This window comes from Vibrio sp. 1249-1 (assembly GCF_033340495.1).
In genome coordinates, this window is the sequence record NZ_JAWOWJ010000010.1 from 40666 (window position 1) to 56238 (window position 15573).

Genomic DNA, 15573 nt, shown 5'->3' on the forward strand with positions numbered 1-15573 from the left:
TGAGAGTATGGAATCCATACTTTTTGGCTTAATCTAATCTCGCTCAATGGGTAAGCCCAGAGCAAAAAGTGTTTTTACCATATGTCCGCTGCAAGGACGCAGATTTTCAGCCGGGTTTAGTTACCCGGCTTTTTTTATAGTAATAGAAAATGTCAGCTGTCACCCCAAGCTCTCTGTTACAACTGGCTTGTTACTTCGCTTAGCAATCCAGTACGCAACGCTACCCCAAAGCACAGTGAGTGCCCAAAGTGCCGTCCAATGTAGAGCGACTTGTTGCCAGGTTGCCCCCATTTGGTTTAGCGCTAAGAAAGCTTTGATCGCCCATGTACTTGGACTTAAATCAGCAATCCATAGTAAAGGAGTAGGTATGGCTTCAATCGGCCAAATAAAACCAGCCAAGAAAATGAACGGCATAGAGCTCACTAGGACGACTAAGGTGACAAGTTCACGCCGAGGTAATAAGTAACCTAGCCAGAAGCCTAGTCCGCAACAACCTAAAAAGAACGGTAACAACATAGCCAGCAATTCGCCCGCGTTGGCGATATGGTTTACGTTTAAGCGTTCGAAGCTAAAACCAAAATAATAGGCGCCGAGTAAATAATAAATTGCCACAAATACTAACGTTCTCACAAGCAGCAGCGATCCCGTTGATACTTGTGACCAATAGCCACGACCATGACGCTGTGTTCCCGTTTGTAACCCAACCGCCATGATCAACGTTTGTTGTAAAATCAGAACAAATACTGCCGGCACTACGTATTCGATGTAACCCATGGTTGGGTTGAACGTCGGTTTCATATTAAGCTTAATAGCAGAGTAATTATGGCTAGCCATACTCATGGGCACACCATCTATCACCATTTTACTGACTTTCACTTGGGCCCCTAATGTGCCTCCCGCTTGGGCCAATCCTTCTACCACGGTTCCGTACACGAGAAAATACGAGGCGTCCGCAGCGTAGGCCAGAGTCGGGCTTTTACCTAGCATTAGGTCTTTGTAAAAGTGTTCTGGTATGACTAAAAAACCGGTGATCTCTCGTTGTAAAAATGCTTGCTTTGCATCGGCAATCGTATGAAGTCGAGTGACTACGTTGACTTGTGGGGTGGCATCAACCATACGTTCCAGCTTTAAACTCGTCTGACTACCATCTAGATTAACAATCGCGATTGGTTGTTCACGAGGCGTTTGTTGTGCATAAGGCAAAGGGTATAAAAACGAGTAAAATACGACACCACCAAACACGGTCAACGTAACGACTGGATTGGTTAGAACGGCCTTAAGTTCCGCTTTAATCAGTTGCCACAATGTCATACCGCCTCCTTCGCTTGGCGTGTTGATGAAGCTGTTCGATGTTTACCCATCAAGGCTGCGGTAATGAGCAGGGGCACAACGTAACCAATCATAGGCCATAGCGAGCTTAAAGATTGTGCGGCCGATGCTCCATAGCTTGCTTGACTCACTTGTACTTCAATGTAATGGGTAATCGGCAATAATGAACGCCATGCATAAGCGAGCGTGTTCATGTCAGAAACTGGGAATGTAATTCCCATGAACGCGAAGCTTGGAGCCGTAAATGCGCCAGCAAAACTCATCGCACGTGCAGGATCCATCGACAAGAAGAAGAACAACGCTCCCATAATGATACAGGCGATAACCGTCGCCAATTGTGCTAATAGCATAACCACAAAACTGCCTTCCATTGGCCAATCAAGCACGGAATAAAACCAGTACAAGAACAACGCACCTTGCGCCATAAAGACCGGAATGTACTGACTTAATAGGGTAGTGAGCCTGGCGTATGGCTTTTCGCCCAAAAATGCAAAGCTATTCTTTCCACCATAAATGCGAAAGTGCGCGGCAAGAATCAAAATAGTGCTTACTACAATACATATTTGCCAAATGGCTGGCACGATAGCCGTTACCAAAAATTGTGCGTAGTTATTGTTACGGTTAAATAATGCGGTTATTTGTGTCGACACGGGTACAGCCTGTCCAGCCGCTGCTAACGTTGTGGTGTTACCCTTAGCCAAGTTGCCCATTACTTCAACCTGAGCGTCGAAATAGCCTTGTGCTTGCGCAACGGCAGAGTTGATCAGTTTCGCTACCAAAATGTACTGACTGTTGTAAAAGACAGAAAGTTGAGGTTGGCGGTGTTGGAGAATATCTTGGTCGAACTTAGATGGGATGACCGCGTAAGCGTAGATATCGCCTTCAATCATCGCATTTTTTGCTTCGCTTGCACTGGTGTAGTGATAGTTGACAGCCAGACTCGACGACGCATCCAAAGATTGAATGAGCTTTCGAGAAAGTTGGGAATGTTGTAGATCAACCACACCGATTGGCAGATCTCGGGCAATGCCCGCAGAGAACACTCCCCAAATCATCATCGCGAGCAAAATCGGTATCCAAGTAAGGCACGAAAGCAACCACTTGTCTCGTCGTAAGATATGCCGCTGTGAAATCTTAATCGTCATAGCATTAACCTAGTGGTTGTGATTAAAGTTCAACGACAACACTCATTCCCATACGCAGTTCAGGTTCGGGTTGAGCTGGACGAGCTTCTACTTCAAAGGTACGAAGATCAAAACCTTGAGAAGCATCGGTTGCTCTCCACGTTGCAAAGTCACCCATAACGGCAACATGCGTTACTTTGAACTCAACATTTTTATTTAAGGCAGGCAAATAGGCATCAAAGGTTGCTCCTTTTTTAAAGTGTTGAAGGTAATCTTCACGCACATTCAGTGTCGCCCAGGCATCTTCTGTATCTATCACAGTAACGACTGGGAAGCCCTGAGGTGCTAATTCACCACTTTGAAGCAGAACTTGAGAGACTTCGCCGTCGAACCAGCTGTAGATCTGAGTATCTTTCGCATACGCTTCTACTTCGGCTACCGCACCTGATGCCATGCGCGCTTTTTCCGCCGCAGCCACTTTGGTTTCACTTCTAGCGCCTTCTTTTGCCATTTCGTACATTTGAAACGCGGCACTTTCTGTGTATTTCGCTGCTTGCCACTGAGTTAAAGCTTCATCGCGTTTTTGTTCTGCAACCACGCCATCGTTATAAAGGTTATTCACACGATTGTAGGTTTTTTCCATTAAATTCGCAGCGGCTTTGGCTTTCATCCACTGATCTTTTGCTGCTTGGATTTGTTGCTCACGTGCGCCTTTCTCAGCTTCTTGAGCTAAGGCGTCCGCCGCTTTTTCACCTGCTTTTGCTTGTTCTAACTTCGCTTCAATTTCAGGACTATGAAGGGTAAAAATAAGCTGACCTTTCTCTACATCGTCGCCTTTACGTACCATGACCTCATCAATACGCCCTGGGACTTTTGAGGAAATGCTGTATTGCTGGGCTTCAATTAATCCCTGTAAGCGGATCGGTTCTGGTTGATAGGCTTGGTAAAATTGATACCCAACCCAAGAGGCAACACCCAAAGCACAAAGTGAGAGTAAAACGGGTTTTAGTGATTTAGCTGCCATGATTTATTTCACCTCTTTGGATGTTGAAGCAGGGATATAAGCGGTATTTTGATATTGTTCGAAGCTGTTCATTTCACTGCTCAATGCGAGTAGCTTGGTTAAAGATATTAAATAGCGGAAACGCGCCGCTGAACGTTGTGTTTCTATACTCGCGACATAAAGTTGTGCATCCACAACATCCAGAGAAGACGACAGACCCTGAGTAAATGCTTTTTCACGCAAGCGCAGGTTTTCGTTAGCGAGTTCAATGCTAGATGCGAGCCCTTGTACTTCATCAATGGCTTGCTGAGCCTCCAAGTATGTCTTTTGGACTAACAGCGATAAGTCTTGTTTGGCTTGGGACTTTAATGAGTCGACCTGCGAGACGACGCTTTGAGCGGCTTTGACTTTTTCGCTTCGCCCTGATGATTCAATCAGTGGAATGCTGACACCAACACCAACTAACCAGTCAGGCTTCATTTGGCTTGCGAGAGAATCGTCTTCATACAAGCTGTAGTCGCCGTAAAGATAAACTTCAGGGTAGTATTTCCCTTTTTCTGCTTTGATTAAGCTAGAGGCTTGTTTGTGTTTAGCGCTCAGAAGTTCTAACCCCGGATAGGTAAGCAACGTTTGATCGACAAAAGCGCTAAGAGGGGGAAGACTGTCGTTGATAAACAAAGATTCAGCGGGCTCTACGGCGTCATCTTGTGCGAGTAATTTACCTAATGCAGCCTGAGCGATACTCAAATCGCTGGCAGCTTTACGTGTTTCTACGGATGCTTTATCTAAAGAAGCCTCGGCTTGCAGGCGCTCAACGTGCGCGATTTGTCCTTGCTCTTCAAGCTTAATGGCAAAATCTCGATGCTTTTTTAGCCCTGCTTCAACCGCTTGCCGCGTTGCGAGTACTTCCTTTGCCAGTACGACAGAAAAGTAGTACTTCGATAAATCTTCAAAACGCGCTTGTTGTTCCATTAGGAGCTGACTTTTCGCCTCATCCGTTTTGCCTTCTGCTGCTGATTGAGCCGCAGAAATTCGACCACCAGTAAAAATTGGCCAAATCGCACGAATAGACGAAGAGAAAATATCGCGCTCGGTTATGGTCGAAGTGGTATTAGCTAAGGCACCAAAAATAGGCTGAAAAGCAGGAGGTACGTTAATGTGTGCTCCTGTGCTGTCTAGGATCTGTTTTCCCGAAAGCGTGATATCGGTATCTAAACGCGTGTAATTCGCGCCAATGGTAACTTGAGGTAAGTTGAGATTGCTGGTGGCACTCTCTTGGTATTGGTAGTTCTCGACGTTTGAGCGTTGAGCTTTAAGAGAATAGTTGTTTTCTAGCAATAGCTGCCATGCGGTATCAAAAGTGATCGGTGCCGCATGACAGGCAAGGGAAATCGAGCTGCTAAGTAAGCCCAGTATCCAAAACTTTCCTGTTTTTTTCATAATGGCTGCTTTGTCGTAGAGTATTAGCTCTAATATAAAGGATTCGTAACTGCGTGTTAAGTAGGAGGGAAAATTGGGCAGTAGTATGCGCCCAGTTATATTTGTGCTGGGCGCGGGAGATGTTACAAATTTATTTCGTATATGGACAGTGAAACTCCGCTCTCCACTCGAGCTGACGAGAACCTCGCATCGTATTCAATAGATCTTTTCCACTCATTTGAGGGAACGATAACAGGACTTTGAGATCAGAAGTACCGCCTCCGTTTTTTTCATAAGCCCTGACGTGTGTAAATGTTGAATACATATTCTCTGACAGCATCGCCTTATTCAGGCATATTCCAAAGGTATCGCGTTCCATGTTTGGTGTTCCTTCTAACTATAAATGCACCTCTGTTTATAGTTTTCCAGTTTTCAGATGGTGTCTAAGTGTTTGTCATGTAGTCAGTATTTGTGTTTTGTTTTATTTTTGTCCAAACCACTGACATCAATGTTGAGCTTTTAATAGACTTCCAGCTTCACTGCTTTCAAACCGAAACTCTCATTGGTTTCGTTGATTAAAAATTATACGTTGTAAAGTCTAAAAACGCCTCAAAAACCGCTAAAATCGATGTGATCGCGATCATGATTTTAAGGGCAATTTATGTATGGAATTGAGTATCAGAGAGGAATGCTAAATTTGGTGAATGGTTGTAATTTTATGTTTCAGCTCGTCGATTAATTAACCGTAAACTCTGCGGTTTGTTTGCCTTCCTCACAGATTTATCACCGCGACAACGTCATGCTGTTAACTGAGTGTTAACGTTACGCTCAAGAGTGAATCACAAGGATGTATCAATGAGTTGGAAAACCATCAGCTTTCGTAAGCGGATGCTCATTATCATGACGCTATCGGGGTTGATAGAGCTGTTATTGCTTGTCGCCGCGGGGTTCACTTATCTCAAAATCAATCAAGAGCAAGAAATGGGAGAAAAAGCACTGGGTGTTGCCCGTTTTTTAGCGGACTCAGCGGTTGTTCGTGAAATGATCGAAACCCAAAACCCCCAGCCATACCAACTTCGCTTTAGAGAATTAACCGAAGCCATAGGTGCTGCATTCATCGTTATTGGCGACCATAAGGGAGTACGCTTAATCCACCCTGTTGATGAGCGGTTGGGCAAGCCAATGAGAGGTGGCGACAATCGTCGAGCGCTAGAACAGGGGTTGTCTTATGTTTCGACGGCACAGGGCTCGTTAGGTTATTCAGTTCGTGGTAAAGCTGCGATTTTTGACGAGCAAGGGAACATCATTGGTGTGGTTTCGGTTGGCTATTTGCTCGACCGACTGCAAGACCGCATCGAACCATTTTTGGCCTTTTTGATTTTAATGGTCATCGTAGTTGTCGTCGCTAATGCCATTGTATCCAATTATGCGTCGAGAAAGTTTCAGCGCGCCATTTTAGGCTTTGAGCCTGAAGAAATAGGGCGGTTGTACGGCGAATTAGAAGTGACGATGAGCACCATCAAAGAGGGCGTGTTAAGCATTGATGCCCAAGGGATACTTCGCTCGATAAATCGTAGTGCCTGCCAGATTCTCGGTATTGATAGAGAATCAGCGCTCAATAAACCTTTGACTGATACGCTGCGTGATAGCGATCTATATACAGTGTTAGAAAGCGGGCAGGAAGATCATGATATTGAAATATTCCTTAATCATAAGCGCCTGATTGCAAATCGCTCTCCAATTTATGTTGATGGAAAAATCGTGGGGGCGGTATCGAGTTTCCGTTTAAGGGATGAAATCAATGATCTAACCGAGCAGCTATCACAAACCAAGGAATATGCAGATTTGTTACGTTCGCAGACCCATGAGCATCGCAATAAGCTCAACACCATTAGTGGGCTAGTACAAATGGGTGAACTTGATGCGGTGCAAAAGTTAATTGGACAAGAAACCGCACACTATCAAGCAATGATTGAGTTTTTAAGAGATACCGTTAAGGACCCGCTAATTGCAGGTATGTTGCTTGGAAAAACTGAACGTGCTCGCGAGTTAGGCTTACAACTGGTGGTTGAGGAAGGCAGTCGTCTGGAGCCCCTGCCTGAGTGGCTAAATTCGGAAGAACTAGTCACAATTTTGGGTAATTTGATTGATAACGCTTTCGATGCCACGTTAACTTCAATTCGCGATGAATCAAATGTTGCGTCAGAACGCAGAAACATTGATGTGTCCGTTAGCGATTACGGAAATGAAGTGATACTTGAGGTGATAGATCATGGCTGTGGCCTCCCAAAAACAATGGATCCACAAACATTATTTACAAAAGGCGTTTCGACGAAATCTCGTCAAAATCGAGGTGTTGGGTTACACCTTGTCAATCAGCTTGCTACTCGATATCACGGCCATGTTGAGATGATACCCAATACAAATTATGGGACAAGAATAACGGTGTACTTACCCAAGGAAGAACAATTATGAGTATGGCGACTCGCGTAATGATCATTGAAGATGATCTGGCTATTGCTGAGCTGCACCACAAATACTTAAGCCAACTGACAGGTTTGGAAGTGGTTGGAATTGCGACCACGAGAATGGAAGCAGAAATGCAACTCGACATTCTTAAGCCAGATTTACTATTGATGGATGTCTATCTTCCCGATGGCACAGGGCTTGAGATACTAAATACACTGCGTGCAAGTAACCAAACGTGTGATGTCATTTTGATTACAGCCGCAAGGGATGTCGATACATTACAACAGGCGATGAGGGGTGGCGTTGTCGATTACCTGTTAAAACCAGTGATGTTTCCACGCTTAGATGCCGCACTGAAAAAGTATGTGTCCCAACGCCAACAACTAGACATCGTAGAGAGTTTGGATCAGAACCTCGTTGATAAAATGCTGCAGTCTCACGCCAATCAAGACAACTTGCCGAACCGATTACCAAAAGGGATTGATGGTGTAACCCTAGACAAGATCAGAGAGTTGTTCCCAAATGGCAGTGTGCTGACCGCTGATGAGGCAGGCGAAAAGATCGGCGCGAGCCGAACAACGGCGAGGCGCTATTTGGAGTATCTTATCAGCACTGGTGAACTAGAGGCTGATTTAAACTATGGCTCTGTTGGTAGGCCAGAAAGGTGCTATAAAAAAGTGACACGGTAGCGTTTATATTGATGCTCTATGCAAAATAAAAAGCGATGGCTTGTTGTAGAAACCATCGCTTTACAAATTACTGCTGTTCCGTTCTAAGAGGTTAGAAGTTGTATTCTAACTTCGCTTCGATAGAGCGCTCAGCGCCAAACCAACAGTTATTTTTGTCGTAACAAGAATAGTATTCTTTATCGAATAGATTGCTTGCAGAAAGCGTGACGCTAGCCCCTTTCATTGATTCAGATACCGTTGAGAAATCGTAACTTGCTGCTAAATCAAACAAGGTGTAGTCCGGTACTTTTTGACTATTCTGTGCATCAATTTGTGCTTCCCCGACATAGCGAACGCCAGCACTGGTACGAAGGCCTGAAAGATTTCCTTCAAAGAAGTAATTGGCCCATAGAGAGGCCGTTTGCTCAGGTACCCAAACCGGCGTTTTACCTTCTTGGTTGTAATAACTGTCCTCGGTAATCTCCATATCGGTATATGTATAGCCTAGAGTGAAATCAGCTTGTGCTGTGGCTTGCCATTTTGCCTCAAGTTCAATACCTTGTGATACCACTTCGCCCGCTTGATAGTTTGGTGCATATGGATTATTCGGATCGGTCAAGATCGCGTTTTTCTTCGTAATATGGAAGAGTGCTAAGTTACCTGAGATATCACCAGATAATGGGGCGTATTTAAAGCCTAACTCCCATTGATGACCGGTTGATGGCTCAAATGCTTTACCAGAAGAGTCGGCACCCGCAATTGGCTCAAAACTTTCCGAGTAAGTAAGATATGGCGAGAGACCAAAGTCTAGCTCATACAAACCACCGACTCGGAAAGATACGTTGGTATCGTCTAACTCTTCCTTGCTGTTGGATACTGCTCCTAGATAATCGCTAACGGCGTCTGTATTTGAATCGTATTTATCCCAACGAAGACCTGCAATCATTACAAGTTGGTCGTAACGAACTTGATCTTGGAAATAAACGCCAATCTGCTTCGTTTTGATATCTAAGTTTTGTTTGTATTGGAAATTCAGTGCATTACGATCAATGCTGTTGTGGTCAGGATTAAAAATGTCCTGAGTTAGCGAATACCCAAGCGTGTCTTTGTATTTTACATCTGAATCTAGATACTGATAATCAAGCCCGAACAATAAGTTATGTTCAAAATTTCCTGTTTTAACGTAGCCAGATAGTTGGTTGTCAATCACAAAGGATTTGGACTTTTCATCGGTTAAATAGGCATTTCGACCAACGGTACGGTTATCCGCTTCAAGTGCACCGTTATATGTGTTTTCCTGATAGGCATCGGCGGTCATGTAGCGGGCATTCTGTAGAAATTGCCAATTGTTGTTAAAGTCGTGTTGGACTTTGTAACCCATCATCAGAACTTCGCGTTCGTAAGTGTTCCAGTCCTCATCCCCCAAATAAGTGTTTGGTGACATCGAGCCAAGTGGGTTTTTAATCACTGAGCCAGACGCAGGCACAGTCGTGTAGATACCTGCTGATGGATCATTTTGATAGTAAACATTCACGTTCACTAATGTGCTTTCTGTCGCTTGCCAATTGAAAGATGGGGCGAGTACATAACGTTCATCTTCAGACGTATCGGCTTGACCATCTCGCTGTTTTGCCAGGCCGACGATACGGTAATCCACATTAGAATCACCAATTTGTCCTGTGGTGTCGAACGTCAGTTCTTTTAGGCTGTTAGTCCCTGTACTAATCGAGACAGAGTGCGAGGGTGTTGACTGAGGCGCCTTGGCGATAATGTTGACCATACCTCCTGGTGGAATATTGCCGTAAAGAACAGACGTTGGCCCTTTAAAAACCTCGATTTGCTCAAGAGCAACGGAATCGACCTGCGGTTGAAGGTTCCAACCGTTGTACAGCAAAGGAAGACCATCATAAAAGTTGGTGTAGTTAATAAAACCACGAATATTGAATAGGTCAAGTCGGGAAACGGCACCACCACGCAATTCTGTATTTACGCCAGGCGCATAACGCAATGCTTCGCTCACCGAGTTTACGCCGCGTAGGTCCATGTCATCTTTAGTGATTACCGTGATCGCTTGCGGTGTTTCCTCCGGTTCTAAAACGGTTTTAGTTGCGGTGTTTCGGTATGTTTCTCCTAGCACCGTAATCGTTTCGTGTTGGAATACGCTCTCAGTCGCATTGGCGTGGCCAGCGAGCAATGCGGATACGACGATAGCAACCGCTGAACGATGAAATCGAATCGGACTTTCCATATTTATAAATTCCACTACTTTTTCTATTTATTGATAATGATTGTTATTTGTATTCTATATTCAAAGAAATAGGAAAAGTTAACAATTTGGTGCAAAACACTAATCTTTGGAACGTATTCTTCTGTTCTTAGGTTTTAAAGATAGCGCGTCGTTTGGCTCGACAGGAATCCAATACTGCATTTGTGCTTGTTCGCTATCAACATCATAACCTTCTGGATAAAGCTCTAACTCATAACCATCGATAGCATGATAATTAGAGTAGGGTAGCCAATGTAAAATAAACCATTCCAGCGTTGAGGCGAGCTCTGATGCTTTGCCTATGTGTGTAATGACGGCGTAGGTTTGCTCAGGAACAGCCAAGAGGTCTAACCCCGAGTTGGAAGAGTTCGTTGATCTTGATGCGTTTACTGTTGGACTACACTCATAACCTGCCCAGTACTCAAGTTGTTGGTTGTTTGAATACGCTTGCGTCACATCAATCACGCCAAAGTAAGTACTTTCCGAATTATTAAGGTTTTCAGATGAATAAAGACGTGACCAAAGTGACGGTACTTTGGATTGGAAATCGGGCGTAGCAGAAAACAATCCGTGAATAGGTTCATGATAACCAGCAAGTTCAAAAGCCGGTTTTGTTTCTATTCGAACTTCAATAAAGCGCTGATGTTTTTTCTCTTCTTTTGGTGTCTTACGCAGCGTCAAAGGTTGTCTCAACCCGGAGAGTTGTTGCGTTTTTCGATATTCACGGGGGCTTTTTGAAAACATATTCCTGAACGCTCGGCTAAATGCGTGTTCAGATGTAAATCCCATTTCTATCGCTATATCTAACGAGCGGTCAGAAGTATGGATTAAGCGCTCAGCCGCAAGGCTAAGTTTAAGCTCTCTGATATAGTGAGCGACGGATACGCCAGTGTGTTGTTGAAATACGCGTTGCAGTTGCCAGCGCGACCAACAACTTGCTTTTGATATTTCATCTACGCTCAGAGTGCTGTCTAAGTTGGTGTGAATGTAGTCAAGCACCGATTGTATTCGGTTTATGGGATGTGGGTTAATGGCGCTTGATTTCATGGCGTTCTACTTTCACATTAATAGTGATTTCATTATCTTTAATTGAGTATCATTATCAATAGGATGATGAAATAAAAAGTAAGTAACACAGATCACGATAAAACTGTAATGGCTTGCAAGGATGAGTAATTATTGCCCACATTAGAGTTTTTGCTTAAATTTTGGAGTGTTCAGATGAAACTTTTTTTATCAATAAAATACAATCGCTTATGACGTTTTGTGCAACTTATTTAAACGTTTGCACTGGCAAGTGTTGATGTAAATCAAATAGTCGTAGACAATATTGCCCCGTGTCGGACTCTCCTCCAGCGAGTACAGTGTGTACTTTTGAGACATAAGTGACTTAAATGACCTCAATACGTCGTGTTTTCAAGAATCGGAAATGCAACTTCTTGAGGTTCTTTGGGCCCATAGACTTTACCTATCAACGTAATAGGTAAGACCAATTTTCTATTTTGAGGTGCCATTGATAGGGTTGGCTCATTCTCTAGCCGTATCCGGGCACACAATAAGTACCTCGTTTTTAAGGGAAAGATGATGGTAATACCAGAAAACAGTAGCATCGTTATTTTTGGTGCTTCAGGTGACCTTACGTACCGTAAGCTCATTCCTGCTTTATACCACCTCTACGCGAACAAGCAGCTTCCAGAGAATTTTGCCATTCTGGGTGTAAGTCGCACTGAATACAGTGATGAGTCTTACCGCGCGAAGCTGAAAAAATCGCTTCAGGAAATGGAAAAGACTGAGCCAGAAACGCTTGATGCATTTATTAACCATCTGCACTACCAAGCAATTAATACTTCTGACACACAAGATTACGGTAAGCTATCTTCTCGCTTAGACCAACTTGCGGACGAATATCAATTCGAGCAACGCAATACGCTTTTTTACTTAGCAACCCCACCAAGTTTATACAGTGTGATCCCTGCAAGTCTTGCAGCACATGGCCTTAACAGTGAAGAGGATGGCTGGAAACGCCTGATCATTGAGAAACCATTCGGCTATGATCTTGAATCGGCGCGTATTCTGGACAAAGAAATTCACGAGCACTTCCAAGAGCATCAAATCTACCGAATTGACCATTACTTAGGTAAAGAAACGGTACAAAACCTGCTTGTGCTTCGTTTCTCTAATGCGATGTTTGAGCCGCTTTGGAACCGTAACTTCATTGATTACGTTGAAATCACAGGCGCAGAATTCCTTGGCGTAGAGGAGCGTGGTGGTTACTACGACAACTCTGGCGCTGTGCGCGACATGTTCCAAAACCACTTGCTACAAGTATTAGCAATGGTAGGTATGGAACCACCAGCGCAAATCAATGCAGACTCGATGCGCGATGAAGTGGTAAAAGTGCTTCAATGCTTAAAGCCATTAGACGAAAACGCTCTGCGCAATGACCTAGTATTAGGCCAATACACGGCGTCTGAAGTTCGTGGGCAAAGCCTACGCGGCTACCGTGAAGAGCCGGGAGTTGCAGACGATTCTCGTACAGAGACTTACATCGGTTTGAAAGCGTACATCAACAACTGGCGTTGGAATGGCGTGCCATTTTACGTGCGTACTGGTAAGCGTCTTCCAACACGCGTTACTGAGGTGGTTATCCACTTTAAACAAACACCGCATCCTGTGTTTGGTCAAAACGCACCAGAAAACAAGCTGATCATTCGTATTCAACCAGACGAAGGCATTCAAATGAGCTTTGGCTTGAAAGAGCCAGGCGCAGGCTTTGAAGCGAAGGAAGTGAAAATGAACTTCCATTACGCTGACCTGCAAGAAACGCAAATGCTAACGGCATACGAGCGCCTTCTACTTGATGCTTTGAATGGTGATGCTACGCTATTTGCACGTAGTGATGCGGTGGAAGCGTGTTGGCAATACGTACAGCCAATCTTAGATTTTAAGCAAGATCCACAATCCCTCTTCGGGTACGCATGCGGCACTTGGGGACCTAAAGAGTCAGATGACTTGTTACAGCGTGATGGCCGCGCTTGGCGTTTCCCATGTAAAAACTTAACAGATACGGATTACTGTGAACTATGATCAACCATAAGATCTACCAAACAGCAGAACAGGTAGTTGAAAGCCTAGCTAACGATATGAAAGCGTTTAGCGAAATGGGCAGACCTGTTCACATCTCTCTTTCTGGCGGCAGCACTCCTAAAATGCTGTTTAAACTACTGGCTTCAGAGGCTTACGCAACCTCCATTCAATGGGAAAACCTCCACTTTTGGTGGGGTGACGAACGTTGTGTTGCCCCTGACGATGCAGAAAGCAACTACGGTGAAGCGAACACGTTGTTGTTTAGCCAAGTAAATATTCCTGCGGAAAACATTCACCGCATCCGTGGCGAAGATGAGCCTAAAGCAGAAGCCGAGCGCTTTGCAAAAGAGATGGCAGAGGTGATCCCGAGTGAAAACGGCACACCTGTGTTTGACTGGATCTTATTAGGCGTTGGTGCAGATGGTCATACAGCTTCTCTGTTCCCTGGCCAAACGAATTATGATGATGCGAACCTATCTCTTGTGGCGTCGCATCCTGAATCGGGCCAACTTCGTGTGTCGAAAACCGCACGCGTATTAGAAGCAGCGAAACGCATTAGTTACTTAGTGCTTGGTGCAGGAAAAGCGGACATTGTTGAAGAAATTAACAGTTCACCAGCACACGCACTGCCATACCCAGCGGCTAAGATTCAAGCGAAATCGGGCCTAACGGAATGGTATTTAGATTTAGACGCGGCAGCAAAAATTGCTTAAGACGCTGCTCGTCGATGAAATAAAATTGGAGAGAAACAATGAAAGGTGATATCGGTGTAATTGGCCTAGCAGTAATGGGTCAAAACCTTATCCTAAACATGAACGATCACGGCTTTAAAGTGGTTGCTCACAACCGTACTGCTGCTAAAGTAGACGAGTTCCTGGAAGGTCCAGCAAAAGGCACGAACATCATCGGTGCATACTCTCTAGAAGAACTAGTAGAGAAGCTAGAAACGCCGCGTAAAGTAATGTTGATGGTTCGCGCTGGTGACGTTGTAGACAAGTTCATCGAAGCGCTAGTACCTCTGCTAGACAAAGGCGACATCATTATTGACGGTGGTAACACTAACTACCCAGATACAAACCGTCGTGTTGCTGCACTACGTGAAAAAGGTATCCACTTCATCGGTACTGGTGTATCTGGTGGTGAAGAAGGTGCGCGCTTCGGTCCATCTATCATGCCTGGCGGTGCTGCTGAAGCATGGGAAGCGGTTAAGCCTATCTTCCAAGGTATCGCTGCGAAAACTGACGCTGGTGAGCCATGTTGTGACTGGGTTGGTAACGACGGTGCTGGTCACTTCGTTAAGATGGTACACAACGGTATCGAATACGGTGACATGCAGCTTATCACAGAAGCTTACCAGTTCATGAAAGACGGTCTTGGTATGTCTGCAGACGAGATGCAAGCAGTATTCGCTGATTGGAACAAGACTGAGCTAGACAGCTACCTTGTTGAAATCACTGCTGACATCCTTGGCTACAAAGATGAAGACGGCGAGCCTCTAGTTGAGAAGATCCTAGACACAGCTGGCCAAAAAGGTACTGGTAAATGGACTGGTATCAACGCACTAGACCTAGGCATTCCACTAACGCTTATCTCTGAGTCTGTATTCTCTCGTTGTCTATCTGCACTGAAAGACCAACGTGTTGAAGCTGAGTCTCTATTCGGTAAGACAATCACTCCAGTTGAAGGCGACAAGCAAGAGTGGGTTGATGCACTACGTCAAGCGCTACTAGCTTCTAAGATCATCTCTTACGCTCAAGGCTTCATGCTAATGCGCGAAGCGTCTAACGAGAACGGTTGGGACCTAAACTACGGTAACGTAGCGCTAATGTGGCGTGGTGGTTGTATCATCCGTTCGGCGTTCCTAGGCAACATCCGTGATGCGTACGAAGCGAACCCAGATATCGCATTCCTAGGTTCTGATGAGTACTTCAAAAACATCCTACAAGGCAGCCTAGCAGCATGGCGTAAAGTAGCAGCGAAATCTCTAGAGTCTGGTATCCCAATGCCATGTACGATTTCTGCGCTATCTTTCCTAGACGGTTACACAACAGCACGTCTACCAGCGAACCTGCTTCAAGCTCAACGTGACTACTTCGGTGCTCACACTTACGAGCGTATTGACCGTCCACGTGGTGAATTCTTCCACACTAACTGGACTGGTACAGGCGGCGACACAGCGTCTACAACTTACGACGTGTAATCGTTTTA

General features: G+C 44.8%; 12 protein-coding genes. 5 read left to right on the top strand and 7 right to left on the bottom strand.

What is annotated here, in order from left to right; genetic code table 11:
- Positions 1 to 159: 159 nt before the first annotated feature.
- The 5 genes from R7Z50_RS17210 to R7Z50_RS17230 form a co-directional block, all read right to left on the bottom strand.
- On the bottom strand, positions 160 to 1311 hold the full coding sequence (locus tag R7Z50_RS17210) for an ABC transporter permease (protein WP_213898657.1): 1152 nt from the start codon (positions 1309 to 1311) through the stop codon (positions 160 to 162).
- Positions 1308 to 2474: an ABC transporter permease gene (locus R7Z50_RS17215; RefSeq protein WP_213898658.1), complete on the bottom strand. Its 1167-nt coding sequence runs from the start codon at positions 2472 to 2474 to the stop codon at positions 1308 to 1310. The genes R7Z50_RS17210 and R7Z50_RS17215 overlap by 4 nt, the downstream gene beginning before the upstream one ends.
- Before the next feature lie 22 nt (positions 2475 to 2496).
- A complete protein-coding gene (locus tag R7Z50_RS17220) occupies positions 2497 to 3477 on the bottom strand; it encodes an HlyD family secretion protein (protein ID WP_005377122.1) in 981 nt (326 codons plus the stop codon).
- A gap of 3 nt (positions 3478 to 3480) precedes the next feature.
- On the bottom strand, positions 3481 to 4896 hold the full coding sequence (locus R7Z50_RS17225) for a TolC family protein (protein WP_053306992.1): 1416 nt from the start codon (positions 4894 to 4896) through the stop codon (positions 3481 to 3483).
- 130 nt (positions 4897 to 5026) lie between these two features.
- On the bottom strand, positions 5027 to 5254 hold the full coding sequence (locus tag R7Z50_RS17230; protein WP_005377125.1) for a hypothetical protein: 228 nt from the start codon (positions 5252 to 5254) through the stop codon (positions 5027 to 5029).
- A 476-nt stretch (positions 5255 to 5730) separates the two neighbouring features.
- On the opposite strand from R7Z50_RS17230, the gene R7Z50_RS17235 reads away from it, so the two are divergent.
- Both R7Z50_RS17235 and R7Z50_RS17240 read left to right on the top strand, forming a co-directional pair.
- On the top strand, positions 5731 to 7350 hold the full coding sequence (locus R7Z50_RS17235; RefSeq protein ID WP_258476788.1) for a sensor histidine kinase: 1620 nt from the start codon (positions 5731 to 5733) through the stop codon (positions 7348 to 7350).
- The gene (locus R7Z50_RS17240) at positions 7347 to 8033 is read left to right on the top strand and encodes a response regulator (protein WP_017634565.1); all 687 of its coding nucleotides are present in this window, start codon (positions 7347 to 7349) and stop codon (positions 8031 to 8033) included. The genes R7Z50_RS17235 and R7Z50_RS17240 overlap by 4 nt, the downstream gene beginning before the upstream one ends.
- Positions 8034 to 8124: 91 nt before the next feature.
- Here R7Z50_RS17240 and R7Z50_RS17245 read toward each other — a convergent pair whose 3' ends face one another.
- Positions 8125 to 10260: a TonB-dependent siderophore receptor gene (locus R7Z50_RS17245; protein ID WP_258616815.1), complete on the bottom strand. Its 2136-nt coding sequence runs from the start codon at positions 10258 to 10260 to the stop codon at positions 8125 to 8127.
- 99 nt (positions 10261 to 10359) lie between these two features.
- On the bottom strand, positions 10360 to 11325 hold the full coding sequence (locus R7Z50_RS17250; RefSeq protein WP_238969908.1) for a helix-turn-helix domain-containing protein: 966 nt from the start codon (positions 11323 to 11325) through the stop codon (positions 10360 to 10362).
- 537 nt (positions 11326 to 11862) lie between these two features.
- Here R7Z50_RS17250 and zwf point away from each other — a divergent pair.
- From zwf to gnd, 3 genes are read left to right on the top strand one after another with little or no spacing between them, the layout of a single operon-like run.
- On the top strand, positions 11863 to 13365 hold the full coding sequence (gene zwf / locus R7Z50_RS17255) for a glucose-6-phosphate dehydrogenase (protein WP_017634563.1): 1503 nt from the start codon (positions 11863 to 11865) through the stop codon (positions 13363 to 13365).
- The gene (gene pgl, locus R7Z50_RS17260) at positions 13362 to 14078 is read left to right on the top strand and encodes a 6-phosphogluconolactonase (RefSeq protein ID WP_017634562.1); all 717 of its coding nucleotides are present in this window, start codon (positions 13362 to 13364) and stop codon (positions 14076 to 14078) included. Before zwf ends, pgl begins: the two co-directional genes overlap by 4 nt.
- A 38-nt stretch (positions 14079 to 14116) precedes the next feature.
- The gene (gnd, locus tag R7Z50_RS17265; protein ID WP_005377160.1) at positions 14117 to 15565 is read left to right on the top strand and encodes a decarboxylating NADP(+)-dependent phosphogluconate dehydrogenase; all 1449 of its coding nucleotides are present in this window, start codon (positions 14117 to 14119) and stop codon (positions 15563 to 15565) included.
- The last annotated feature ends 8 nt before the right edge of the window (positions 15566 to 15573 follow it).

Coding starts and splice junctions, on each gene's coding strand:
- R7Z50_RS17245 (WP_258616815.1), bottom strand. CDS start 10,260: ATGGAAAGTCCGATTCGATTTCATCGTTCAGCGGTTGCTATCGTCGTA.
- R7Z50_RS17235 (WP_258476788.1), top strand. CDS start 5,731: ATGAGTTGGAAAACCATCAGCTTTCGTAAGCGGATGCTCATTATCATG.
- R7Z50_RS17225 (WP_053306992.1), bottom strand. CDS start 4,896: ATGAAAAAAACAGGAAAGTTTTGGATACTGGGCTTACTTAGCAGCTCG.
- R7Z50_RS17230 (WP_005377125.1), bottom strand. CDS start 5,254: ATGGAACGCGATACCTTTGGAATATGCCTGAATAAGGCGATGCTGTCA.
- R7Z50_RS17250 (WP_238969908.1), bottom strand. CDS start 11,325: ATGAAATCAAGCGCCATTAACCCACATCCCATAAACCGAATACAATCG.
- gnd (WP_005377160.1), top strand. CDS start 14,117: ATGAAAGGTGATATCGGTGTAATTGGCCTAGCAGTAATGGGTCAAAAC.
- R7Z50_RS17220 (WP_005377122.1), bottom strand. CDS start 3,477: ATGGCAGCTAAATCACTAAAACCCGTTTTACTCTCACTTTGTGCTTTG.
- pgl (WP_017634562.1), top strand. CDS start 13,362: ATGATCAACCATAAGATCTACCAAACAGCAGAACAGGTAGTTGAAAGC.
- R7Z50_RS17215 (WP_213898658.1), bottom strand. CDS start 2,474: ATGACGATTAAGATTTCACAGCGGCATATCTTACGACGAGACAAGTGG.
- R7Z50_RS17240 (WP_017634565.1), top strand. CDS start 7,347: ATGAGTATGGCGACTCGCGTAATGATCATTGAAGATGATCTGGCTATT.
- zwf (WP_017634563.1), top strand. CDS start 11,863: ATGGTAATACCAGAAAACAGTAGCATCGTTATTTTTGGTGCTTCAGGT.
- R7Z50_RS17210 (WP_213898657.1), bottom strand. CDS start 1,311: ATGACATTGTGGCAACTGATTAAAGCGGAACTTAAGGCCGTTCTAACC.